Source organism: Psychroflexus maritimus (genome assembly GCF_011089875.1).
Taxonomy (GTDB): Bacteria; Bacteroidota; Bacteroidia; order Flavobacteriales; family Flavobacteriaceae; genus Psychroflexus; species Psychroflexus maritimus.
In genome coordinates, this window is sequence record NZ_JAANAS010000044.1 from 1 (window position 1) to 23,754 (window position 23,754).

Here is a 23,754-nt window from a genome sequence, read left to right on the forward strand (position 1 = left end):
CTTCCAACTCAATTTCCTTGTTACTTAAAAGCTTACGCAGTATTCTATTTTCCTCTTCTGCTTGCTTTAATTCTTTGCTACGAGTGTCATAGGTGACTTTTAACCCTGCTTCGCCTTGGCTATCAAATTTCTTCTTCCAACTATAGAAAGTGGCCGTACTGACCTTATATTTACGGCAAGTCTCAACGGTTCCTAATTCTTCAGATGAGGACAGAATTTTTAGTTTCTCCTCTAAACTCCATTTCTTGTATTTCATATCTCAAAAGTAGTATTTTGAAATTTAAAATATCACTCCGAACTTATTGGGGGCTAAAATATTTCTGTTAAGTATTGCAAAATGTATAACTCCTAAAAAATAAAATTTAAAGTTACAGAAAGTTTGATGTACTTAATACTAATTTAATTATCAAATTGGTTTAAATCAATTATATTGCATTAAATTTTATTTCAATGAATGGCTTTTTAAAAGTAGCTTCTATTTTCTGTTTAAGTTTTGTTCTAATTGGGTGTATAGAATCTACATCAAATAAAAAATATGAACTTGCTTCTTCTCTATCAGAAAACAGAGAAATTAATGAAGCGTTGCAAGAAGACCAAGAAATTGTAAACTTTTTAGCACCCTACGCTAAAAAAATTGATCAAGAAATGAATCAAGAGCTTTCCTACACAAAAAAGCCCATGTTTAAAACCGATTCAAAATTTAATACAGCAATTGGCAATTTAATGGCTGATGCTGTTTTTAAACAAATAAAACCTCTAGCAAAAGAGAAATTTAATATTCAATTGGATGCAGTTTTGCTCAACTATGGGGGAATTCGTTCTGGAATTAGCGAAGGAAAAATAACTGTAAAAACGGCTTTTGATATTATGCCCTTTGAAAATAAAGTGGTTATTGTTGAACTTTCCTACAAAAAAATGAATGAACTTTTTGAATACCTTGCCAAAAATGAAGTAGCTCATCCTTTTGCTGGAATCAAATTAGAAATAAATCAACTTTCAGATATTAAACATCAAAAAGTTTTTTCTAAAGAGCTGAAAGAAGGAGAAACTTATTTTATAGCTACTTCAGATTATTTACTAAAAGGAGGTGATCAAATGAATTTTTTTATCGATAACGAAAATGTGTTTGAAACCAATTACAAACTCCGAAATTTATTTATAGATTACTTTAAGTCGAAAGACGAAATAGTAGCTGAAAAAGACAACCGATTTGTAAAAGTGCAAAGGTAATGAAGAGAAGAAAATTTATACAACAAACAAGTGTCGCAAGCGCAATACTTGGGTTTGGTGGTTTTACTGTGGCCAACGCCATCAACTCATCAAAAAAATTTGATAAACACATTACCATTCTTCATACCAATGATGTACACAGTCATTTAGAGTCATTCCCATCAGACCATAGTAAATTTGCTAATCGCGGTGGTGCCGCAAAACGAAAATTTTATTTTGATCAAATTAAAAAAGAAAATCAAAATACACTAATTTTAGATGCAGGCGACTCTTTTCAAGGAACTCCTTTTTTTAATTATTATGGCGGTGAGTTAGAGTTTAAAACCATGAGTAAACTTGGTTACCACGCTAGTACGATTGGAAATCACGAGTTTGACAATGGAATTGACAATATTGCCGCACAACTAGCCCACGCAGAATTTGATTTAATTAATGCAAATTACCTTCTCAAAAACACGAGCTTAAACGGTCTTGTAAAACCAAATCAAATTTTTGAAGTTGATGGTGTAAAAATTGGTGTCTTTGGTCTTGGAATTGAATTAGAAGGTCTTGTAAGCAAAGACCTTTACAAAGAAACCATTTACTTAAACCCTATTGATATTGTTCAAGATCAAATAAGGTTTTTGAAAGTTGAAGAAGAATGTGATTTAGTAATCTGTCTTTCTCACCTTGGTTATCAATACAAAAGCGATAAAATTGACGATTTAAAGTTAGCAGCACAAACTTCAGGAATTGATTTAATCATTGGGGGGCACACCCATACTTTTTTAAATCAACCAACTGAAGTAAAAAACCAAGAAGGAAAAAACGTATTGGTTAATCAAGTAGGTTGGGCGGGAGTCAATGTGGGCAGAATCGACTTTTTTTTAAATGAACAAAAAGAAGACGAGCCTATAAAATCTAGTGTAGTATCATTATAAATAATTCTCATCCTAAAAACTATAAAGCGCTCTCTTTCTAGTATATCATTCAGAAAAATAAAAAAGAAACGACTAACTAACGATGAACAGCAACAAAAAAACAAATAACCAAATCAAATTATCAAAAGCTACAAAAGGCTGGGCTGTACTTTTTCCACTATGGATAGTCCTAATACAGGTTTTATCTCTTTTTCCTCAGTTGGTAGAAAAAATCTATAGCAATGGCCTGTATAGGTATATTAGAAATTTAAGTTTTTGGATTACTAATTGGACTTCAATTTCGTTGGGCGACTTATTTTATATTGGTTTTTTTAGTGTACTGATTTTTAAGTTATTTCGATTTACTAAAAAAACAAGAAAACTTCGCTTTTACCTAGTTTACCTGCTTTCCACTGTATCTAAAATTTATTTTTTTTTCCACCTATTTTGGGGGATGAACTATTATCGCATAGATTTAAATGAAAAGCTTAACCTAGATAAAGAATATACGCAAGAAGAATTTTTTGATTTCTTAGATGAGACTTTAGTCTATTCAAATGAACTTCACCTCCAATTAACAAAAAACGATTCTATACCTGTTGAATTTAACTATGAGGATGAAAATCTAAAATCAGTAGTAAATAACAAAATTTTAGAAGTAGCTAAAGCACATAAAATAGTAGTTCCCATTCAACCAAAAATAAAAGGTTCATTGTTTTCAGTCCCACTCACATACGCCGGATTTTCTGGTTATGTTAACCCATTTACTAACGAATCTCAATACAATAATAAAATAATTGATTATAAAAAACCGGTTACTATTGTTCATGAAATAGCCCATCAAATGGGATATGCCAAAGAAAATGAAGCTAACTTTGTGGCTTATTTGGTTTTGCTAAATAGTAAAAAATCAGACTTTAAATATGCGGCATCAACTTCAATTTTAAGACATCTATTAAGTCATTTGTACCGTTCAAATCGAGTTATGTTTGAGGAATACAAAGCCTGCATTAATTTTGGAATTCGTGAAAATTACAAAGAGTCACAACAATTTTGGGATCAGTACAATAATCCTGTAGAGCCTTTATTAAAGCAGTTTTATTCTTCTTACTTGAATATCAACAATCAACCAGAAGGAATGAAAAGTTATTCTTATGTAACTAATTTACTTATCAATTACAACAAGAAAAATGCTTTATACAATTAACAAGACTAAACAATAAATTACTTGATTTGAAAATTATTCCTAATGCTTGTCGATAAAAGTTCTTCTTCAGCTTAATTGACTTGTTATACCTCAAAAGTTTTCCTAAGGAAGTTTTAGACGGTATCTCCCCTTGCTAGAAACAAACGTCAGATCGAGTTTTTTTCTTGACCGAAAAAAGAAAGGAAATTGTATCGAAGTGAGGTCACTGAGTGATTTCAACGAACGAGAGTGAAGATGAAATTGTATCGAAGTGAGGTCACTGAGTGAATTCAACGAACGAGAGTGAAGATGAAATTGTATCGAAGTGAGGTCACTGAGTGATTTCAACGAACGAGAATGAAGTTGAAATTGTATCGAAGTGAGGTCTCGATACATTCTACTTATTTAAAATTAAAAACAATTGGAACTAGATAAGTTTATAGATTAAGCTGGCACTCAATAAAAAACAAAGAAAAACAACTATAATTCCGGCAATATTTTGCAGTTTCGAATTTTTATAAATTCCCATAATTTTAGTAGAATTGACAATCCAAAGCAAAAAAATGGCAATAAAAGGAAGTAAAATTGCATTACAAACTTGAGCTACTTCAATTAAATGTATAGGTTTTAAGCTAAAACTCGCAAAAATAACTCCAATTAAAATAACTATTTTCCAAGTGATAGCATAGGCTTTTTTATGCGTATGTCCAAGAGCTTTGAAACTGGATTTAAGCACGTAAGCAGCAGCCATGGCAGCAGTGATTGTTGAGGTGATTCCTGCCGCAAAAAAGCCAAATGCCAATAAGTATTTAGCTAAAGAGCCATAAAGAGGTACCAGGGTTTCAGCCAAATCTACAATATTTTTCATTTCAGATTGTGGAATAGCCGCCGCGGTAATCAACACACTCATAGAAACCAAACCGCCTAAACCAATAGCCAACATCGTATCTTGTTGGCATTCTTTCATAGCTGAAGCATTTTTCCACTTTTCTTGAACTACAGCAGCATGCAAAAACAAATTATAAGGAACAATAGTAGTGCCCACAATAGCCATCACAGAAAGTAAGTTTTCGGTAGATAGACTAGGAACAAAGCCACCAAATAATTGATTTAAATCTGGCTTTGTTATTAGTGCCGTAGTTAAAAAAGATAAACTCATTAGCGCCACAAGAATAACGAGTATTTTTTCAATTTTTTTGTAATTACTAGTACTTAAAACTAAGTAAGATAAAAGCCCAATGAGTAGAGCTATATAATTGATAGAAAAACCAAAAAAATCAACATAAATAGAGTCCACTATCAAGCTAAACCCAAGTGAAGCACCTCCTATATTTCCAGCTTCGTAAGCTGAATTACCTATCACAATAGCTAAAATCACAAACAAAGTAGCCAAATAAAGTAGGGCTTTATTGGGAAGGATTACTGGAAAAGCTTCTACTAAATCTTTCCTGCTTACAATTCCGAAGCGAGCCGACATGCCTTGCAAAATGACCGTTGCTAAAATTGAAAACACCAAAGCCCAAAGCAATTCATAACCAAATCTAACTCCTGCTAGACTACAAACCGTTATCGTTCCTGGACCAATAAATGCAGCTGCTACGAACGCGCCTGGGCCTATTTTAAAATAGTTTTTCATCTGCTTATTTTATCAAGATATTACTCCAACTTCAATTAAAATCATTTGAATTTTCAACCAAGACTTAGGCATTAGGACTAGATTAAATTCCGCTTAAAACTACCAATGAACCGGTGATTTATTGTGTTTTTTTAAATATGAATTTGTCTTACTAAAATGCTTATTCCCGAACCAGTAACCCCTGTTAGCACTTAAAGGTGAAGGATGCCCACTAGTTAAAATCAAGTGTTTATCCGAATTAATTAATTTATTTTTTTTCTTTGCGTAGCCTCCCCAAAGTAAAAAAACTACTGCTTCATTTTCTTCAGAAATCGCTTGAATTGTAGCGTCTGTAAATAACTCCCAACCTTTATTTGAATGACTTCCAGCTTTTGATGCTTCTACACTTAAACATGAATTGAGCAAAAAAACACCTTGTCTAGCCCAATGAGACAAATCTCCTGTAAACGGTATTTCTTTATTTATATCGTTTTTTAATTCTAGAAAAATATTTTTTAATGATGGAGGAAATGGAATTCCTGGATAAACTGAAAAAGCTAAGCCATTGGCTTGACCTACGCCGTGATAAGGATCCTGGCCAAGAATCACTACTTTTACATCCTTTAGATTGGTGAGTTGATAAGCCTTAAATAAATCTGATTTTGGTGGATAACAAGTTTGAGTATTATAGGTATTTTCTACAAAACTTACTAAATCTGTAAAATAGCTTTTAGTAAATTCATTTTTTAAGACATTTTTCCAATTCTGTGAAAGTTCAAACCTCATCATTATCACTACATTTGTACCTGCGAATGTAAAAAAACTTATGGTAAAAGTCAGTGATAAAACTTTAATAGATTTAGAGTTTCCTCAAGTTAGAATTCAACTTGCCGAAAATTGTACTACAGAAAAAGGAAGAGAGAAGGCTTTATTGCTCAAACCTTTCACCTCATTTAAACGGAGTATGTTTGCCTTAGAACAAACGCAGGAATATAAAAGTTCTGCCTGGGAAGAAAAACCGATTCCTAACCATGGTTTCGATCCTATTGATGCTGAAATAAGCTTACTTGCTATTGAAAACTCTACCTTAGAAGTCATAAGTTTTAGGCGAATTAAAAGCATTTCAGAAACGGCCAACCAGCTTATTATACATTTCAGAAAACACAAAGAATTATATCCTAGGCTTTTTCAAACAAGTCAACCCGTTCAACTTACAAGTTTCCTCATAGAATCGATTGACCAAGTAGTTAATCGTTATGGTGAAGTAAAAGACGAAGCTTCTCCCCTACTTGCTAATATTAGACGTTCATTACAAATGGTGAAATCAAAAATTGGTTCGAGTTTCTCAACTGCTATGAGCAAGTATAATTCATTAGGATACCTCGATGAAATCAAAGAATCTATTGTTGAAAACATGCGTGTTTTAGCGGTAAAAGCCATGTACCGAAGAAAAGTAAAGGGAAAAGTCTTAGGTCAATCTAAAACGGGAAGCATTGTTTATATGCAACCCGAAGAAACAGCACACTATAATTCAGAATTGAGTCAGTTAATTTATGATGAAGACGAAGAAATTAAACGAATTTTAAAGCAACTAACCGAAAAAATAAGGGTTTATAAGGAACTGCTGCAAGATTACCAAAATTTTTTAAGTGAAATTGACTTGATTTCAGCCAAGGTAAGGTATGCCGAATTATACAAGGGTTTGCTTCCCAAAATAACCAAAGAAAGAGAAGTATATTTAAAAGAGGCTTTTCATCCTTTGTTGCTCATTGATAACAACAAACACCAGAAAACAACCTATCCACAGGACATTAAATTAAATAAAGAGAACCAAATTATTGTTATTTCTGGACCTAATGCCGGTGGAAAAAGTATTACTTTAAAAACCGTTGGGCTTGTCCAATTAATGTTACAAAGTGGTTTATTGGCGCCAGTGCACGAATTTTCTAGACTGTGTTTTTTTGAAGAAATTTTAACCGATATTGGAGACAACCAAAGTATTGAAAATCATTTAAGCACGTATTCCTACCGATTGAAAAACATGCGCAATTTTCTTAAGAAGTGCAATGAAAAAACCTTGTTTTTGATTGATGAATTTGGAACAGGAACAGACCCAGAATTGGGAGGTGCTTTAGCTGAAACATTTTTGGAAGTTTTCTATGAAAAGAAAGCTTACGGAATTATTACAACCCATTATGCTAACCTTAAAATGATGGCTAATGAAACCAAGGAAATTGTAAACGCAAATATGCTTTTTGATTCTTCTACTTTAGAACCTATTTTTAAGTTGAAGCTTGGGGAGGCTGGCAGTTCATTTACATTTGAAGTAGCTCAAAAAAATGGCATCCCTTACAGTTTAATCAATCGCTCTAAAAAGAAAGTTGAACGCGGTAAAATAAGATTCGATAAAAGTATTGCCAAACTTCAAATGCAACGCTCTAAGTTAGCAAAAACTACATCTGAATTAGAACACAAAAAAAATGCAGCACAAGAAGAGCAAGAAAAATTAGATGAAGTTAATGCTAGAATCCAAAATAAGCTAGTTAAATATCAAGAGCTTTACGATGCAAACCAGCGCATGATAAGTTTGGGAGAAAAGATTAATTCCCTTGGCGAAAAATATTTCAACAATAAAAACAAAAAACAACTTATCGGTGAATTTATGAAGTTGATTGAAAAAGAAAACGCCAAGCGATTAAAAGAAACTAAGAAAGAACAGCAACAAAAAAAACGAGAAGAACATCGGGTTAAGCAAGAGCTGAATAAGAAAGTTGAAAAAATAAGGCAAAAAAAGAAAGAAGAAAAAGAAAAACAAGAAGCCAAAGAAAACAAAAATGAAAAAGTAGAAAGACCACCACTTTATATCCATGACGAAGTAAGAATGATTGATGGAAAAGCAGTAGGAACTTTAGAAAGTATGGAAAAGGGAAAAGCAGTAGTAAACTATGGAGCATTTACCACTAAAGTTGCTTTAGATCAACTAGAGTTGGTAAAACGTCCTAAAAAAAAGAAATAGAAAAGTTTTTTTGCTTTAAGTAGAGTTGGTAGCAATTACAACTTTAAATTTAGACCTATGAGGTTAGAAGTAGCCGATTGGTGCAAGCGCATAAAGGTATATTGAAATCTAAGTTTGTTAAATTTAATCATAAACCCACCACTGAGTCCCGCAAAAGTGTTTTGATCTACTAAGCCTAATTCTTGAGATCTTCTAAAGCTGTACCCAACGCGAACACTAAACCCACCATCTGGAAATAACTCTGCACCAAACACGGTATGCCTAAAAAAGTTGTTAATAAAATTTGGGTTGTCCTCGGTAACATTACCTTCTATATCTGTTTCATCGCGGTTTGGGTTTCTAAAAGCCAAATCCCATTGCTGTAGATTTTCAAATGTAAGATGCCAACGGATAGGAACGTTTTCTAATTGTTTAGAAATACCTATGAGTAATTCTGTAGGTAAACTTTCATTTACCTCATCATAGGCTTTTAATTGTGCCCCAAAATTTCTTAAAACTGCAGAAATCACCCATTTTTTTTCTGGGTCGATATAGGCTACAGAAAAATCGGTTGCTAATCCAAAGGAAGAATATTGTTCTAACCTTGAAGTTATCAATCGGACATTTAAACCTGCATTAAATTTAGTTTCTGGGATCCTATAAGCGTAACCCACAGAGAAGGCCGCTTCTGTTCCAGTAAAATCATTGGTAGGATTACCTAATTCATCAAAACCTTCAAAATCACCATAACCTAAATAAGAAATTCCTGCTTGTATGGTTCCTCGATCTGCTTTAAGTTTGTACGCATAAGCTGCACTTCCAAAATTAATCCCTGCCGCCAAATTCATATAATTAATGGCAGCTACACTTTGCATTTCTTCATTAACCAAAGAGGGGTTTATCAAAACACCTGAAGGATCGTAATTATGCATAGTCACATTTTTTCCGCCAAGAGCTCCGTGAAGTGGATTAACAGGCATATTGAGAAACTGGTAAGTGTCTTGCCCACCAACCTGAGCATTTACAACCAAAGCAACCAATGAAATGACTAGAAAATATATTTTTTGCATAAAAAGACTTCAGGGTCTGTGCTTATCAAAACGAAGCAAAGTTTAATAAATTATTTAATTAAAAAAAAACTGAATAAAATTTTCATCCTATTCAGTTTCAAACATATTACAATTTTATAAAAAACTAAACTTTTTATTTGTTTAAATTTGAATGTGTTTGTGAGGTACTGACCTTTAACTCTTTAGCATTTTTTACTTTTTGCTTTAAAAGAGCTAAATCTAGGACCTCAGACATTTCTGAAACATAATGAAACTGAAGTCCCTTTACATAGTCTTCTTTAATTTCATTAATATCACGTTCATTATCTTTACAAAGAATAATTTCTTTGATATTGGCGCGTTTAGCGGCTAATATTTTCTCTTTAATTCCTCCCACTGGAAGCACTTTTCCACGTAGCGTGATTTCTCCAGTCATAGCTAAGTTTCGCTTTACTTTTCGTTGAGTAAATAACGAAACCAAAGAAGTTAGCATAGTAATACCAGCGCTAGGTCCATCTTTTGGTGTAGCTCCTTCAGGAACGTGAATATGCACATTATACTGGTCAAAAATTCGGTAATCTAAACCAAATTCTTCTGCATTAGCTTTGATGTATTCTAAGGCAATTGTAGCTGATTCTTTCATTACCTTACCCAAATTACCTGTAATATTTAAATTTCCTTTACCCCGAGATAATGCAGATTCAATAAACAAAATGTCTCCTCCAACACTTGTCCAAGCTAGCCCCGTTACAACTCCAGCTACTTCGTTGTTTTCGTATTGATTCTTATTAACTTTAGGTTTTCCTAAGATGTTTTCAATAGCTTCAAAATTAAGTTTAGGCTCGTAGGATTCTTCCATTGCTAAATGTTTAGCTATATTTCTAACCAATTTAGCCAGTTGTTTTTCTAAACCTCTTACCCCCGATTCTCGTGTGTAATTTTCAATTACTTTTTCTAATTGTTTTTTACCTAATTTTATATCGGTTTTTTTAATTCCGTGTTCGTTAATTTGTTTGGGTAATAAATGACGTTTAGCTATTTCAATTTTTTCTTCAACAGTGTAACCGTTTACATTGATAATTTCCATTCGGTCTCTAAGAGCAGGCTGAATTGTATTTAAAGTGTTAGAAGTAGCAATAAACATAACCTTTGACAAATCATAACCTAATTCTAAGAAGTTATCGTGAAACTCTGAATTTTGCTCAGGATCCAAGACTTCTAGTAAGGCAGAAGAAGGATCACCTTGGTGAGAATTTGCTAGCTTATCTATCTCGTCTAAAACAAAAACAGGGTTAGAAGTTTTGGCCTTTTTCAAACTTTGTATAATTCTACCAGGCATGGCTCCTATGTAAGTCTTTCTATGCCCTCTAATTTCTGCCTCGTCTCTTAAACCTCCTAAGGATATTCTTACATATTCTCTTCCTAAAGCTTCGGCAACCGACTTCCCTAAGGATGTTTTACCTACACCAGGAGGGCCGTATAGACAGATGATAGGCGACTTCATGTCATTTCTTAACTTCAGTACAGCTAAATATTCAATGATGCGTTTTTTTACATCTTCTAGGCCATAATGGTCACGATTTAAAACGCGTTCTGCGCGTTTTAAATCAAATTGATCTTTGCTAAAGGTATTCCAAGGTAAGTCTAAAAATAAATCTAAGTAATTTCGCTGTATGGTATATTCGGCTACTTGTGGATTCATGCGTTGAAGTTTAGCCAATTCTTTATCAAAGTGCTTTTTCACTTCTGCACTCCACTTCATTTTTTTAGAACGCAAACGCATTTCTTCCAAATCAGATTCCGATGAATTTCCGCCCAACTCTTCCTGAATGGTCTTCATTTGTTGATGAAGGAAATATTCACGCTGCTGCTGGCTCATGTCATTTTGAACTCTACTTTGAATATCATTTCTTAGCTGAAGTTTTTGCTTTTCAACATTCATGAATTTTAAGGTAGATAAAGCACGGTCTTTTAAATCTGAAGTTTCTAAAAGTCTTTGTTTTTCTTGAACTTCTAAATTCATATTAGAAGAAATGAAATTAACCAAAAAAGAAGAACTTTCTATATTTTTGATTGCAAAAGAAGCCTCTGAAGGAATATTTGGACTTTCCTTAATTATTTGAAGCGATAACTCTTTAATGTTCTGAATAATCTCATTAAACTCAACATCTAATACATCGGGTCTATTTTCTTTTAAAGATTCTACCTTACATTTTAAATAAGGTTGTTCTTGTAGAGCTTCGGTAATCTTAAAACGCTTTTTACCCTGAATTATAACCGTAGTATTTCCGTCGGGCATTTTAAGCACGCGAAGAATTCTGGCGACTACACCAATTTTATAGACTCCTTCATAACCTGGATCCTCTTCTTCATCATTTATTTGAGCAACAACTCCAATAGTTTTATTAGAATTATTAGCATCATTGATCAATTTAATTGATTGGTCTCTTCCTGCTGTAATTGGAATCACTACACCAGGAAATAGTACGGTGTTTCTCAATGAAAGTATGGGAAGCTCTTCAGGTAAGTCTTCTCGCTCAATGGCTTCTTCGTCTTCCGTAGTCATTAAAGGAATTAACTCTGCATCTTCATCTATTCCTTGTGATGACAAACTGTCAATTGAAAACAATTTTGATTTTGACATAAATTAATATTTTCGACAACTTGTCAGTTTTATCAACACAAACAAGCTGTATTTGATTTAAAATTCTATTTTTTGTTTAACACCTTATAGTCGTTCAATTGCTATGCCAAGGTGTTTATTTAACAATTCTAAAATTAAGATTTTGGAACCGCTGTGGCATTGTTACAAAGATTTAACCCAAGCTAAAATCGATAAGTATAACCTAGTCTAAAAACTTGTGTTTCAAAAAAATCGGTAGCTACGATGTTAAAATCGTCATCATTCCTTAGTGTTTTTAGCTGGAAAGTATTGAATAAATCGGATACATTAAAGAAAAATTCGCCTTTCCCCTCTTGAACCGATTTTTTAATTCCTAAATCGAATGAATAACGTGCCTTGATTTCTCCCTGCGGAATAATATCTCGAGCTAAATAAGTGAAAGTAGTTTGTAAGCTGAATTCCTTAGGAAGTTTCAATTGTGTATTCCATTTGATGTTTCCTGTGAAGTTAGATTGTTCTTCTTGAGAAAAATCGGTGTCGATTGGATACGCATTGGTTATTTCAAAAGCATTGATGATATTGTAATAATAATTTGAATTCAAATTCATTTTTAATTCATCTGTAAATCTAAAATCGAAGTTTAATTCTACACCTGTATTACTTCCTCTACCCGCGTTTTGAGATACGTTCACAAATTGACTATTGGGAGTTTGTGTAAAAATTCGTGTGAGGATATTTTCAAAATCTTTTCGGTATCCGGCAAGGTATAGGCTTCCTTCTTCAAATTCTAGTTGATAGCCTAACTCGTAAGAATTAGTGAATTGTGGTTGAAGACCAGGGTTTCCAAGGAATAAAATTTCAGGATCAGCATAAGAAGGAAAAACGCGTAAGTCTTTTTCCTGAGGGCGATCTACTCTTCGGTTGAAAAACAAAGCTAAACGTTTTTTTCTGTTCAAGCGATAATTGAATCGTACACTGGGTAAAAATTCAAAATAATCAAAACCATCGCTTTCGTAAACAGGGTGGTCTGGATCTACTAAATAATCAATTTTTGCATATTCTAATCTTCCTCCTGCTTCTAAGGCAAATTTATCATCTTCATAAATGTAATTGGCATAAGTAGCGCCTAAGTTTTCTTGGTATTCGGCTGCTCCTTGAAGATTTAAGTCTAAAATAGAATTCATGCCAGGATTAAAAATAATTTCATTGGGGTATTGACTAATTCTACCTTTTAAACCCGCTTCCAGTTTTCCTGTTTTTAAAGGTCTGGTGTAATCTACATTAACATCAACAATTTGTTGATCGGCTACAATTGCCGTTGTGTCTGAACCAAATTGATCTTGTCTTAAATCTGAAAAAAAGAAATCTTCTTCTTTTCGTTTGAAGGCATAGCTAATACTCGATTCAATAAAATGTCCTGGCTCTTCAAAATCGTATTTATGCTTAATTTCAGCAGTAAATATTTGCACTAATTCGCGTTCATCATAATCCCATAAACGCAAACGCTCACCAGAATCTATATTTAGATAAGGAATATTTCCTAAGTCTTTATATTGTTTTCTAAAGTAATAGGTAGAAAGCGTGAAAGTATTTCTATCATCAGCTTCATAATCTAATCCCACTCTAAAATTGGAAACGCCTTGATTTTTGTTTTCCAAAAATTGCTGTTGCACGCTTTCTGCTGAATTAGGTAAATTTCTTGTGGTAAATTCATTCTTACTAACCTCTTGGTATAACAAGACATCGCCATTGGCAAAAAAATTAAATCTATCTTTTCGGTAGTTTAATGAAAAACTAGGGTTAAGCTTTGGTGTAAATTGGTATTGGTCTCTCATTTCTTCCACCAAATTAGCTTTCTTTTGAAAAACTGACCCTACTCCTGTAACTACACCAACTTTTGCATTCCAACCATCTTTGCTTTCTTTTTTAAGAATAATATTGATAATTCCTGCACTTGCGTTGGAATCGTATTTAGAAGAAGGATTATTAATGATTTCAATTCGTTCTATGGATGAAGCAGGAATATTATCTAAATTTTCTTGCACGCCCATTCCGGTAATAGCCGATTGTTTTCCATCAATTAACACGGCAACCCGATTACTTCCGCGTAATAAAACTTCTCCTTGGTTGTTGGTGGTTATACCCGGTAAATTTAAAATGGCTTGTAAAGTTGAGCCTCCTAACTGACTAATGTTTTCGTCAATTTCATAAGTTTTCTTTTCTAGATTTTTGGCAAGGTTTTCTTTGTTGGCTTTCACTACTACATCATCAAGACTTTCTGTGTCGTCTTTCAAGAAAAAGGTACCGAGATTGAGATTTTGGCTAAGCTCTCCAACGCGAATATTTTCAGTAAGGTCTTTAAATCCAAGGTAGGCTATTTTTAAGGTATAGTTTCCTTTGGTTAAGCCTTCAAAAATGAATCTCCCATCTTCATCAGATATCGTTCCCTCAATTAATTCTTCGTTTTCATTGAACAATTCTACATTGGCAAAAGGAATGGGTTCTTCTTGAGCTTCGTCTTTTAAAATTCCAAAGAGGCTAACTTCGCTTTGCGAAAAACCAATAAAGCTAAATAAAAGTAATATATAAAAATAGTTGTATCTCATTCTTAATTGTCTATTGCTTGTTTAATTGTTTTTGAATATATGGGAAAAAGGTAATGAATGGTGTAACCAAATCCAAAACCAAAACTTGAGGTGTCGTTTGTAATATTATAGCCTGGCACAAAAAGATTATCGAAATTATTTAAGTCGGATTGCGTAGTAAGAAATTTCAATTGAATATTTAAACCTAAATATAGATTTTTAAAAACTTCGGCCCTTACACCAGCCATAAATTCAACCCAAGTGGCATTGAGGTTATTAAACGAAGTGCCAGGCGTTCTAATATCTGGAGGAAAAAATCCATCTCTAACAGTAACCGTAAATTCTTCTAAGGTATGAGAAAAAGTAGCAAAACCAGCTCTAAATCCTCCAAACAAAAAATTGTCCATACCTATCCAGTTGGTGTGAAAATTATATATTCCGCCAGCCTTAAAATAAGCTCCAGTTGAGTTGACCATTAAATTTCCTTCATCAAACAGGTAATCATCAGCGCCTAATTCTCCAGAGAGCCATATTTTTTCGGTTAAACGAAAATCAGCTCCCACTTCAAACCCCTTATAGTTTTCTTCTAAAGCCGTTCTGCCCAATTTTATTAAATCGGTATTGACCATTAAGCCATAGCGTTGTTTATAGGATATGCTATCCTGTTGCGCAGTTGCTTGACTAGCAAGAAGGCAAAAAACACTAATGGAAAATATGTAAATGTACAACTTCTTCATCTTCAATTACGGTTTCTTGAACAGATACACTACGTATCCAATTAATATTAGGAGTTTCTTCTACTATTCTTCTAGCTTGAAAATCTATAAACTCAACTTTATATCCACAAGCTCTATTCATATACACATTTCTTCTTGCATAATTTAATCTTAGTTCATCGGTATTAGGTGCTTCTGAAGTGGCAAACTGGGTTAAAAAAAAATTGGTTTGATTAGCAGAGGTCCTCAATGGCAAAACAATGTCTGTTATGGCTCCAGGCGCCAATAAGGTGTCTGAGTCTCCATCAGCAAAAAAGGCTAAGTCTGTAACTGGTTTTAATTCATCAGGTTCATTGATATCATAAAACTCTATTATTAACCTAGGTGTAGCTTGTTGTTCTTCGCCACAAATATCATCTCGTTCGCAAGCCCAAAAGCTAACTAATACAACGACTAAAATAAATCTGATGTTTTTTATTTTCATAGAATAGATTTATTTGAGTTTCAAAGATACTACATTTTCTACATGTTGCGTTTGCGGAAACATATCAACCGGTTGTATTTTTTCTATTTGGTAATGTTCCTTCATCAAAGCTAAATCTCTTGCTTGTGTAGCCGAATTACAACTCACATAAACAATTCGCTTAGGTGAAATAGCAAGAATTTGAGCCACTACCTCCTTATGCATTCCATCGCGTGGAGGATCGGTAATGATGACGTCTGGAGTTCCATGTTCAGTAATAAATGCTGAAGTAAAAATATGTTTCATGTCTCCAGCAAAAAATTCAGTATTCCCAATTTGATTGCGTTTAGCATTTTCTTTAGCGTCTTCAATAGCCTCAGGAACGGCTTCTATACCTATTACTTTTTTCGCTTTTTTAGCAACAAACTGAGCTATTGTTCCAGTTCCCGTATATAAATCGTACACCAATTCTTCGCCTGTAAGTTGCGCAAAATCACGAGTAATCTTATAAAGTTCAAATGCTTGAGCTGAGTTGGTTTGGTAAAACGACTTCGCATTAATTTTAAAATACAAGCCTTCCATTTCTTCCATAATGTGATCTTTGCCGTGGTAGCAAATTACTTCTTGATCGTAAATGGTGTCATTGGCTTTTGAATTGATTACATATTGCAAAGAGGTAACCTCAGGAAATTTTTCTGCAATGAAATCTAGGAGAAGTTTGCGATGTTCTTCATCTTCTTTAAAAAACTGAAGTAGCACCATAATTTCTCCAGTTGAAGAAGTTCTAATCATTAAAGTTCTTAAAAAACCTTCTTGGTCTCTTGGGTTAAAAAATTCCATTTGGTGCTTATCGGCAAAAGCTTTTACTGCATTTCGAATGCTGTTGCTTGGCTCCGCTTGAAGATGACATTCATTCAAATTCAAAATCTTATCCCACATTCCTGGAATATGAAAACCAAGTGCCGTTTTATTTTTAATTTCATCTTTTTGATCAATTTCATCTTTGGTTAACCAACGCTGATTGCTAAAAGAAAACTCCATTTTATTTCGGTAGAGGTACTGATTTTGACTGCCTAAGATTTGATGATTTTCTGGTAAGTCAAGTTTTCCGATACGTTGCAAATTTTGAATCACTTCTTTTTCTTTGAAATACAATTGATCTTCGTATTTCATATTTTGCCATTTACATCCACCACAAGTTCCAAAGTGAATACATTTCGGTTCTGTTCTACGTGCTGAATACGAATGAAAATGATCTACTCTTGCTTGAAAAAATGATTTTCGTTTTTTGTAGGTAGTCACATCAACTACATCGCCAGGAACGGCTTGATCAACAAATATCACTTGCCCTTCTTCGGTTTTAGCAACGGCTTTCCCCTTATTACCTGTATCTATAACTTCAACCTCTGTAAAGGTTTTTACGCGTCTGTTTTTTCTTCCCATGACGCAAAAATAAAGTTTTGAATTTGAAGTTGAATAGGTTTGGAGGTATAAAATTGAAATGATTTTTTGAGAGAATGGGGTTTAGATTAAGATTTTTGATTTTATGCATTAAATATGCCAACTTATATATCCTTCTAAGCTTCAATTAAAATTTTTATTTCTATTTGATGCTAAACCTTCTCTCCTATTTTACATTTTTAATTTCTGAAGGGAATTTGACAGAAAATATTTAATATTGTTGTTGATTAATTAAAATTGCATTTAAGACTTGAATCCAGCAAATATTAAAACTTGTGCGTATTCAACTTACTGGTTAAGGTATGCTTATAAAAGTTGGGGGGATAGACGGGTTCTATGTAATTTAAAACAGCAAAACAATGAAATTGACATTAAAAATTTTAATTCTTGGAATATCTTTAATGATGTTCAACGCTTGCGACAAGGATGATGATTCAACTCCAAAACCACCAAGCACTTCAACTAATAAAATACTTCCCTTAGGAGCTTCAAGAGTTGAAGGAGCAAGACCAGAGTTTGAAAGTTATCGTTATGAGCTTTGGAAAGATTTAAAAGAGAATAATTGGACTTTTGATTTCATCGGGACACAATCCGACAACTCGTCTTACCCCTCATTTAACAATGAAAATTTTGACATTGACCACGAAGGTCGCGGAGGATGGACATCGGGTGACATACTGCAAGGATTAAATGATTGGTTAAGCCAAACAGGTTCACCAGATTTTGTTCTTTTTAGTTCACCAGGGGGGAATGATATTTTAAATGAGCAAGACTACAATCAAACCATTTCAAACGTCAACGCAATTATAGAAGCACTGCAATCCAATAATCCGAATGTAACGATAATTATTGAGCAACCAGCTCAAGGTCATTCAGACTTTATGACAACCGAATTCACCAATGCTTTTAACCAAATACGACAAGATGTACTAACAATTGCGACAAACCAGACAACTACTTCTTCAAAAGTAATTGCTGTCGATATGTTTACAGGGTTTAATAACTCACATTTAGCAGACGAGGTACATTATAATGAAGCAGGTGCTAAATTTATAGCGACACGGTATTACAATGTTTTAATAAATGTACTAGAATAAAAAACTATAGAGAACAACACACAACAAAAATGGCTTGACCCGTCCTAAAAAAGTTGACACATTTTAAGTCATCACTTTCGTTATGCACGAGACTTTGGTTGTAATTAGGGCTCACCAATAAAATTAATTGCAAAATTGAATCATACGGATTATTTTTATACATATAGAATGAATGTTATAGACACAAAGTTGATTTTAAAGCTTAATCAAAGGATTATTGAGAAAGCAAAGGAAAATGCTTCGAACAAAAAAATGAGCCTATCTCGAATTGTTGAAGCCTATTTGCAATCCTTAACTACAAAAAATGACAGCTCTGAATTTGAAATTTCACCTTTTGTTAAAAGCATCGTAACAGGAACTGAAATACGAGTTGAGTTAGACTATAAAAGAAAATATTCCGACCATTTAATAGAGAAATATAAATAATTAAATACGCTAATACTAAACAAAAAAGCCAGCTCAATGAAGAACTGGCTTTTTTGTTGATACGCAATAGTCTATTTAATTAATCATGGTCGTGATCGTGGTCATCTCCAATAAACAGGTCTCTAAATGCTGATGTTTCGTTTCCTGCTTGGTCTATTACAATCACACCAAAATGATACACCCCTTCTTTAATTAATTTCATTTCCCCATCGTGCATAAATTCAATAGGAATACTTATAGGCATTAAAATTTTACCTGAAGTATCAGAAAGTGTATCAGAAATTTCAAAGTCCCATTCGGCATAATGATCGTGATCGTCTTCGTTCATTGTTGAAGGTCGATGCGAGTGATCATCGCCAGCCCAATGAATATCAATTTTGTAACTAGCCAAAGCTACATCATCGGTGACATCTATATCAACCTCAATTTCTTCACCTGGCACAAAAGCCTCCTCTAAATGAGGTTCGTTAATAACCACTACAGGAGCTTCTGAGTCTAGCGTTCCATCATCGTCACTACTACATGAGTAGGTAAATACAGCTAATGCTAATAAAAGCATTGATAAAAATTTGTTTCTTTTCATGTGTAAAAGTTTAAAAATGTTTAAAATTAAAATGTTGGATTTGTTCATCTTGATGGATTGGTTGTTTTACTGTTTATATCAAAAGGTATGCGTATCATCAATTGTATGTTTCTTCCCATTTCTGGAATTTCTAAAGCACGATAAAAATTGGTGTGATTAAAGTACTTTTTATCGAATACATTAAAGGCTTGAAGCATAATATTCGCTTTAAAATCGCCTATTTTTAAATCGGATTGTAAGCCTCCACCAAAAATTCCATAGCCTGGTGTTTCAGCTTCGTTTTGTGCGGTTTCTGTTTGTCGCCATGCCACTGTTGAATTCGCAAAAATTCGTGTTTGCTGCAACCAATTTTTTGAATTATTGAAATCATAACTCACTTCAAAAAATGCATTGATGGGAGGTGTAAAAGGTAACGGAAAATCCCTTGAAGTGCTTCCTGTAACCTGCTGATTTTGTAAATATTCAAATGAAGCTGTTGTGGTTAAACTATTGAAAAACTGCTTTTCTACAAAGACTTCAAAACCTGTTAACAAAGCGCCTGATTCGGTATATTCATAAATTTGTCCGCCGTGAGGTAGAGGCGAAAACCTTCCCGATGGCCTTAAGAAAATATAGTTGTCAAAATAATACCAATACGGACTAAAACTTACTAATAAATTTTCTTCGGCTAGATTGAAGCTTACTTTAGCATCGGCAACCCAACCTTGTTCAGTGCTAAGGTTTTCATTTCCTTGTTCATGCCTAAAAGAACCGTGGTGAATTCCATTAGCGGCTAATTCAATGGCTGTTGGAAATCGAAATGTTGTTCCAAAAGTTCCTGAAAACTGCCAATAAGAAGAGGCTTGGTAAGACAAGCCTAAAAGTGCATTAGCATTCCAAAAATCGCTATTTGTATTGCTACTTCGTTCTGCCAAAGCATTTGCTTCTTCTACGGATAAATTTCTTCGGTTAACAAGAAAACTGAACAAAAGAGGGTCATAAAATCGATCGGTTTGTAAGTTTCCATAATCAGCTCTAACTCCTAATTGAAGAGCTAATTTGTTAGTCAAATCATAATCATGTAAGGCAAATATTCCGGTGGTAAATCGATGGTAACTTGGCAATAAAAAATTATAGCCTCCAACTTCATTATTTTGATACTGACTGTGAATACCAAAAGTAGAATGATGTTGTCTGTTGAAGTAATGATCATATTTTATTTTAGCTTCATACGAATTCAAATTAAAATCTAATTCTAAGTTTGGATCATTTTCTGGAGGTTGCTGACCAGCGTAATGAGTATGAAATAAAGCCTCTTCTTGCCTTCTATTGTTTTGATAACTCAGCATCAAACTTAAATCTGATTTGTTAAAAAACCACTGATTGTTATTCACTAGTTTCAGATGATTTACGCGCTGAAAAGGAAAGTCAATATTTCTTCGGTCGCCATCATCTCTCACCCGGAGCACTGAAGGAACCCCATGAGCACCTGGAAAAAATCCCGCTTTTAAGTAATTGTTGCTCAGCGTCAATGTAGATTTAAAACTTTCAGACTGAAAGCCTCCCTGAATCATTACATTTCGTTCTCTTCCTGCTGTATTCATTAATCGTCTGTTCTGCACAGGCATTTTTACACTTAAGTAAGTAATGGTATCGGTAGGCAGGTTATAATCTCCATAACTGCTTAGTGTTGATCTAAATTTAAAAAAATAGTCATCTTTTTTATAATTCAAGTTTATAGAATTAGCCAAGGTTTGATTAACGCTTCTTCCAAAAGCTCTGTATTCTCCGGTAAGGCCTTCTTTTTTTGGAGTGGCATCAGTTTTAATTTGCACTACTCCACCAATTGCATCGGTTCCATATTCAATGGCGCCCACACTTTTTATAATTTCAATGTCATCAATAGCGAGTGCGTCAATTTCTAGACCGTGATCAGCTCCCCACTGCTGACCTTCATGGCGACTACCATTTTCGGCCACTACAATACGGTTAAAAGATAAACCTCTTATAATTGGTTTGGAAGCACCTGCCCCGATTTCAATAGAGTTTACGCCAGGTATTCGGTCTAGCGAGGCAGCTAAAGAACCCGCAAAATTATCTTGAATATATTCAGCATTAATTTTCTCTGTATTTTGAATATTTACAGAAGCCTTTTGTGTTAAAAATACTTCGGCCAATTCATCTTGATCTGTAATCATAATCAAATCAATTTTTTGTGGTAATTGATGAATTTGAATTAACGTATCTAGAGGTTTAAAGCCTAAATAAGATACTTGAAATCTGTAGCTTCCTGTTTCAGTTATTTCAAACTGAGTTTCTCCATCAACATTGGTGACGGTATTCCCTATTTCAGCATGTATATGTGCTCCAAAAAGTGGTATGTTTTCTTCGTCGGTAACTTTAACTTGTACTTGATTTTGACCGAAGAGTATGGAAGAAAACACTACTGAAGCGGTTAGTAGTAGAATTCGCATTTAGCATCACTTAATTCAATTAAATTTTTTTTTTAAAATCTAGAATTAAGCTGTAAAAGGTGGGGGTTTGTTGTAATATTCTCCTTTGTGTGTTTTTAATCCCTTAAAGATTAATAAAGTAGTAATCGTTTCCTTGTAGGAAATAAAATTTAGAACTTCAAAATCTGTAAATTGAACAGTTTCAAAATCAAATTCATTAAAAACAACAAATTCTTCACAGTGTTCACAATCGGCTACAGTTTGGTGATCATGTTGATCTATAAGGTGTGAATACGCATGAAAATCTACACTACCTAGGCTTAGGAGCGCCAAAAAGAAAAAAGACAATATTTTTTGTTTGATTTTCATAGCGAAAGCAAAATTAATAAAAATCTTTATTAAATCGACTTTTTTAAGTAGTTTAACGTTTACAAAGGGAAACAGATTGATGAATTTAAAAATCCTCACGAACAAAAAAAAGGACTGACTATATTTCAAAAAGCCAGTCCTATTCTATGGGTTTTGTTTTAGTTAGTAAAATTATTTTCTAAAAGAATAATTTAAAAAGCATCAACTATAGCTAAAAAATCTGTTGCTTTTAAGGAAGCTCCTCCTATTAAACCGCCATCAACATCAGCTTGTCCAAAAATTTCTTTTGCATTTGCTGGTTTTACACTTCCTCCATAAAGAATGCTCACCTCATCGGCTACCGATTGATTGTATTTATTGGCAATTAAATCTCTTATGTATTGGTGAATTTCTTGCGCTTGTTCTGGGCTTGCTGTTTTTCCTGTTCCTATTGCCCATACAGGTTCATAAGCAATGACTAACTTTTTAAAATCTTCAGCGGTAAGATGAAAAGTAGCCTTTTCTAATTGATGTTTAACTACTTCAAAATGTTTTCCTTCTTCTCTAGCTTCTAATTTTTCGCCTATACAAAAAATAGGACAAATTTCATTTTGTAAGGCTTGGTCAAGCTTTGTTTTGAGTAAAGCATCTGTTTCCTTGTATATTTCTCTTCGTTCACTATGCCCCACAATCGCATAATTAACTCCGACAGACTTCAGCATTTTAGCAGAAATTTCTCCAGTAAAAGCGCCTTTATCGTTTTCATTTATATTTTGTGAAGCTACCATTATTGGTGTATCTTTCAAGTTTTCAAAAGCATAATAGAGACTTGTGTAAGGTGGCGAAACAATAACATCTGCCTTAAGTGACGCAGGAAGCGATTGAGTTAAGCCCTCCAGTAACACTTTCGTTTCAGATAAATCACAATTCATTTTCCAGTTTCCAGCAACAATATTTTTTCTCATAAATTAAATTTTAATTGACCTTTGGGTCAAGTTTAGCGTATATTAAATCAACAAATATATTAATTAAAATAAACATTGTAGCAATTACAATAACTGCTCCCATAATTACGGGCATATCTAGTAAATTTAAGGCATCAACAATTTCTTTTCCTAAGCCATTCCAGCCAAAAATATATTCCACAAAAACAGCACCTGCCAAAAGTGAAGCAAACCAACCTGAAATAGCGGTAATTACTGGATTTAGTGAATTTTTTAAAGCGTGATTAAGAATGATTTTAAAATTAGATAGGCCCTTTGCCTTAGCTGTTCTAATATAATCTTGCTGAAAGGTTTCTAAAAGCGAATTGCGCATCAATTGAATGACTACTGCTAAAGGGCGAATTCCTAAAACCACTGCAGGCAAAATTAAGTTTTTTAATTGAAGGCTGTATTCTTCTCCAAAATCATCTAATTCATACAAACTTCCTGTCATATTTAATCCTGTTAAATCTCCAAGTACATAAGCAAATAACCAAGCAAATAAAACCGCACTAAAAAACGACGGTAAGCTCATTCCTAAAGTAGCTAATACCTGTAACATTTGATCTAAAAATTGATCTTTATAAAGCGCAGAAAACACCCCTAAAATTACGCCTAAAAAAAGAGCTAAACAAATTGAAGTGAAAGCAAGTACAACGGTGTTTGGTAAGGTCTCTGAAATAACACTATTTACCGTTTTACCTGCACGCTGAAAAGATTCTCTTAGGTAAGGAAGTTTTACTGCTAAACAACTTTCTTCAAAACATAAAATTTTTGCTAAGCTATATTTTGAGTGATCTATAAAAGTGTAATCTGAATTATTTGTAGAGTGAAATGATACGGGAGACAAATCATTTAGATATAAAATATATTGTTCATGCAGAGGTAAATCAAATCCATATTTTTGATTGATTAAGTCCCGTTGCTCTTGGGTTTCGTTTTGCCCTAAAATCATTTGAGCGGGATCTCCTGGAAGAATAGTAAATAGGAAAAAAACTACGCTTACAACCCCAAATAAGGTAAGAAAAGCGTAGGCTATTTTCTTAAATAAATTATTCAAAAT

20 protein-coding genes are annotated in these 23,754 nt (G+C 33.5%); 6 read left to right on the forward strand and 14 right to left on the reverse strand.

The window, feature by feature from the left end; all coding sequences use genetic code 11:
• The coding region (locus G7034_RS06180; protein WP_166399221.1) for a transposase at positions 1-256 on the reverse strand (256 nt) is incomplete at its 3' end.
• 194 nt (positions 257-450) lie between these two features.
• Between G7034_RS06180 and G7034_RS06185 the strand changes: the two genes are divergently transcribed.
• From G7034_RS06185 to G7034_RS06195, 3 genes are all read left to right on the forward strand, one after another.
• A complete protein-coding gene (locus G7034_RS06185) occupies positions 451-1,230 on the forward strand; it encodes a 5'-nucleotidase C-terminal domain-containing protein (protein WP_166400099.1) in 780 nt (259 codons plus the stop codon).
• On the forward strand, positions 1,230-2,150 hold the full coding sequence (locus G7034_RS06190; protein ID WP_166400100.1) for a bifunctional metallophosphatase/5'-nucleotidase: 921 nt from the start codon (positions 1,230-1,232) through the stop codon (positions 2,148-2,150). The genes G7034_RS06185 and G7034_RS06190 overlap by 1 nt, the downstream gene beginning before the upstream one ends.
• Positions 2,151-2,232: 82 nt before the next feature.
• Complete coding sequence (locus tag G7034_RS06195) at positions 2,233-3,336, forward strand: DUF3810 domain-containing protein (RefSeq protein WP_166400101.1); 1,104 nt, start codon at positions 2,233-2,235, stop codon at positions 3,334-3,336.
• A 406-nt stretch (positions 3,337-3,742) separates the two neighbouring features.
• Here the strand turns inward: G7034_RS06195 and G7034_RS06200 are convergent, their stop codons facing one another.
• Both G7034_RS06200 and ung read right to left on the reverse strand, forming a co-directional pair.
• Entirely contained in the window at positions 3,743-4,951 is a 1,209-nt protein-coding gene (locus tag G7034_RS06200; protein WP_166400102.1) for an Nramp family divalent metal transporter, read from the reverse strand.
• Between the two features lie 99 nt (positions 4,952-5,050).
• Positions 5,051-5,716: a uracil-DNA glycosylase gene (ung, locus tag G7034_RS06205; protein WP_166400119.1), complete on the reverse strand. Its 666-nt coding sequence runs from the start codon at positions 5,714-5,716 to the stop codon at positions 5,051-5,053.
• Positions 5,717-5,756: 40 nt separating this feature from the next.
• Here ung and G7034_RS06210 point away from each other — a divergent pair, with 40 nt between their 5' ends.
• Positions 5,757-7,946, forward strand: coding sequence for an endonuclease MutS2 (locus G7034_RS06210; protein WP_166400103.1), 2,190 nt, complete (start codon positions 5,757-5,759; stop codon positions 7,944-7,946).
• Positions 7,947-7,981: 35 nt separating this feature from the next.
• Here the strand turns inward: G7034_RS06210 and porQ are convergent, their stop codons facing one another.
• The 6 genes from porQ to rlmD form a co-directional block, all read right to left on the reverse strand.
• Complete coding sequence (gene porQ / locus G7034_RS06215; protein WP_166400104.1) at positions 7,982-8,995, reverse strand: type IX secretion system protein PorQ; 1,014 nt, start codon at positions 8,993-8,995, stop codon at positions 7,982-7,984.
• Between the two features lie 133 nt (positions 8,996-9,128).
• The gene (gene lon, locus G7034_RS06220; RefSeq protein WP_166400105.1) at positions 9,129-11,618 is read right to left on the reverse strand and encodes an endopeptidase La; all 2,490 of its coding nucleotides are present in this window, start codon (positions 11,616-11,618) and stop codon (positions 9,129-9,131) included.
• Positions 11,619-11,800: 182 nt separating this feature from the next.
• Positions 11,801-14,203, reverse strand: a complete 2,403-nt coding sequence (locus tag G7034_RS06225) for a TonB-dependent receptor domain-containing protein (protein WP_166400106.1) — start codon at positions 14,201-14,203, stop codon at positions 11,801-11,803.
• A 2-nt stretch (positions 14,204-14,205) separates the two neighbouring features.
• Positions 14,206-14,919: a DUF6048 family protein gene (locus tag G7034_RS06230; RefSeq protein ID WP_166400107.1), complete on the reverse strand. Its 714-nt coding sequence runs from the start codon at positions 14,917-14,919 to the stop codon at positions 14,206-14,208.
• Positions 14,885-15,382 (reverse strand): DUF6452 family protein, encoded by a 498-nt coding sequence (locus tag G7034_RS06235; RefSeq protein ID WP_166400108.1) that lies wholly within the window; start codon positions 15,380-15,382, stop codon positions 14,885-14,887. Before G7034_RS06235 ends, G7034_RS06230 begins: the two co-directional genes overlap by 35 nt.
• Positions 15,383-15,391: 9 nt before the next feature.
• The gene (rlmD, locus tag G7034_RS06240) at positions 15,392-16,804 is read right to left on the reverse strand and encodes a 23S rRNA (uracil(1939)-C(5))-methyltransferase RlmD (protein ID WP_166400109.1); all 1,413 of its coding nucleotides are present in this window, start codon (positions 16,802-16,804) and stop codon (positions 15,392-15,394) included.
• A 377-nt stretch (positions 16,805-17,181) separates the two neighbouring features.
• Here rlmD and G7034_RS06245 point away from each other — a divergent pair, with 377 nt between their 5' ends.
• Entirely contained in the window at positions 17,182-17,919 is a 738-nt protein-coding gene (locus tag G7034_RS06245) for a GDSL-type esterase/lipase family protein (RefSeq protein WP_166400110.1), read from the forward strand.
• Positions 17,920-18,087: 168 nt separating this feature from the next.
• Positions 18,088-18,345, forward strand: a complete 258-nt coding sequence (locus G7034_RS06250; protein ID WP_187349871.1) for a DUF6364 family protein — start codon at positions 18,088-18,090, stop codon at positions 18,343-18,345.
• 79 nt (positions 18,346-18,424) lie between these two features.
• Here G7034_RS06250 and G7034_RS06255 read toward each other — a convergent pair whose 3' ends face one another.
• The 5 genes from G7034_RS06255 to G7034_RS06275 all read right to left on the reverse strand — a co-directional run bounded on the left by G7034_RS06255 (position 18,425) and on the right by G7034_RS06275 (position 23,754).
• Complete coding sequence (locus G7034_RS06255; RefSeq protein ID WP_166400111.1) at positions 18,425-18,928, reverse strand: DUF4625 domain-containing protein; 504 nt, start codon at positions 18,926-18,928, stop codon at positions 18,425-18,427.
• 44 nt (positions 18,929-18,972) lie between these two features.
• Complete coding sequence (locus G7034_RS06260) at positions 18,973-21,381, reverse strand: TonB-dependent receptor (RefSeq protein ID WP_166400112.1); 2,409 nt, start codon at positions 21,379-21,381, stop codon at positions 18,973-18,975.
• A gap of 45 nt (positions 21,382-21,426) precedes the next feature.
• Positions 21,427-21,729: a hypothetical protein gene (locus G7034_RS06265; RefSeq protein WP_166400113.1), complete on the reverse strand. Its 303-nt coding sequence runs from the start codon at positions 21,727-21,729 to the stop codon at positions 21,427-21,429.
• Between the two features lie 191 nt (positions 21,730-21,920).
• Complete coding sequence (tpiA, locus tag G7034_RS06270; protein WP_166400114.1) at positions 21,921-22,673, reverse strand: triose-phosphate isomerase; 753 nt, start codon at positions 22,671-22,673, stop codon at positions 21,921-21,923.
• 10 nt (positions 22,674-22,683) lie between these two features.
• Positions 22,684-23,754, reverse strand: coding sequence for an ABC transporter permease (locus tag G7034_RS06275; protein WP_166400121.1), 1,071 nt, complete (start codon positions 23,752-23,754; stop codon positions 22,684-22,686).

Bases quoted from the DNA above. Each gene is read 5' to 3' on its own strand.
- ung (WP_166400119.1), bottom strand. From the start codon at position 5,716: ATGAGGTTTGAACTTTCACAGAATTGGAAAAATGTCTTAAAAAATGAA.
- G7034_RS06245 (WP_166400110.1), top strand. From the start codon at position 17,182: ATGAAATTGACATTAAAAATTTTAATTCTTGGAATATCTTTAATGATG.
- G7034_RS06185 (WP_166400099.1), top strand. From the start codon at position 451: ATGAATGGCTTTTTAAAAGTAGCTTCTATTTTCTGTTTAAGTTTTGTT.
- G7034_RS06235 (WP_166400108.1), bottom strand. From the start codon at position 15,382: ATGAAAATAAAAAACATCAGATTTATTTTAGTCGTTGTATTAGTTAGC.
- G7034_RS06190 (WP_166400100.1), top strand. From the start codon at position 1,230: ATGAAGAGAAGAAAATTTATACAACAAACAAGTGTCGCAAGCGCAATA.
- G7034_RS06225 (WP_166400106.1), bottom strand. From the start codon at position 14,203: ATGAGATACAACTATTTTTATATATTACTTTTATTTAGCTTTATTGGT.
- G7034_RS06250 (WP_187349871.1), top strand. From the start codon at position 18,088: ATGAATGTTATAGACACAAAGTTGATTTTAAAGCTTAATCAAAGGATT.
- G7034_RS06195 (WP_166400101.1), top strand. From the start codon at position 2,233: ATGAACAGCAACAAAAAAACAAATAACCAAATCAAATTATCAAAAGCT.
- G7034_RS06200 (WP_166400102.1), bottom strand. From the start codon at position 4,951: ATGAAAAACTATTTTAAAATAGGCCCAGGCGCGTTCGTAGCAGCTGCA.
- G7034_RS06265 (WP_166400113.1), bottom strand. From the start codon at position 21,729: ATGAAAATCAAACAAAAAATATTGTCTTTTTTCTTTTTGGCGCTCCTA.
- G7034_RS06230 (WP_166400107.1), bottom strand. From the start codon at position 14,919: ATGAAGAAGTTGTACATTTACATATTTTCCATTAGTGTTTTTTGCCTT.
- lon (WP_166400105.1), bottom strand. From the start codon at position 11,618: ATGTCAAAATCAAAATTGTTTTCAATTGACAGTTTGTCATCACAAGGA.
- tpiA (WP_166400114.1), bottom strand. From the start codon at position 22,673: ATGAGAAAAAATATTGTTGCTGGAAACTGGAAAATGAATTGTGATTTA.
- G7034_RS06255 (WP_166400111.1), bottom strand. From the start codon at position 18,928: ATGAAAAGAAACAAATTTTTATCAATGCTTTTATTAGCATTAGCTGTA.
- G7034_RS06210 (WP_166400103.1), top strand. From the start codon at position 5,757: ATGGTAAAAGTCAGTGATAAAACTTTAATAGATTTAGAGTTTCCTCAA.
- G7034_RS06260 (WP_166400112.1), bottom strand. From the start codon at position 21,381: ATGCGAATTCTACTACTAACCGCTTCAGTAGTGTTTTCTTCCATACTC.
- porQ (WP_166400104.1), bottom strand. From the start codon at position 8,995: ATGCAAAAAATATATTTTCTAGTCATTTCATTGGTTGCTTTGGTTGTA.
- rlmD (WP_166400109.1), bottom strand. From the start codon at position 16,804: ATGGGAAGAAAAAACAGACGCGTAAAAACCTTTACAGAGGTTGAAGTT.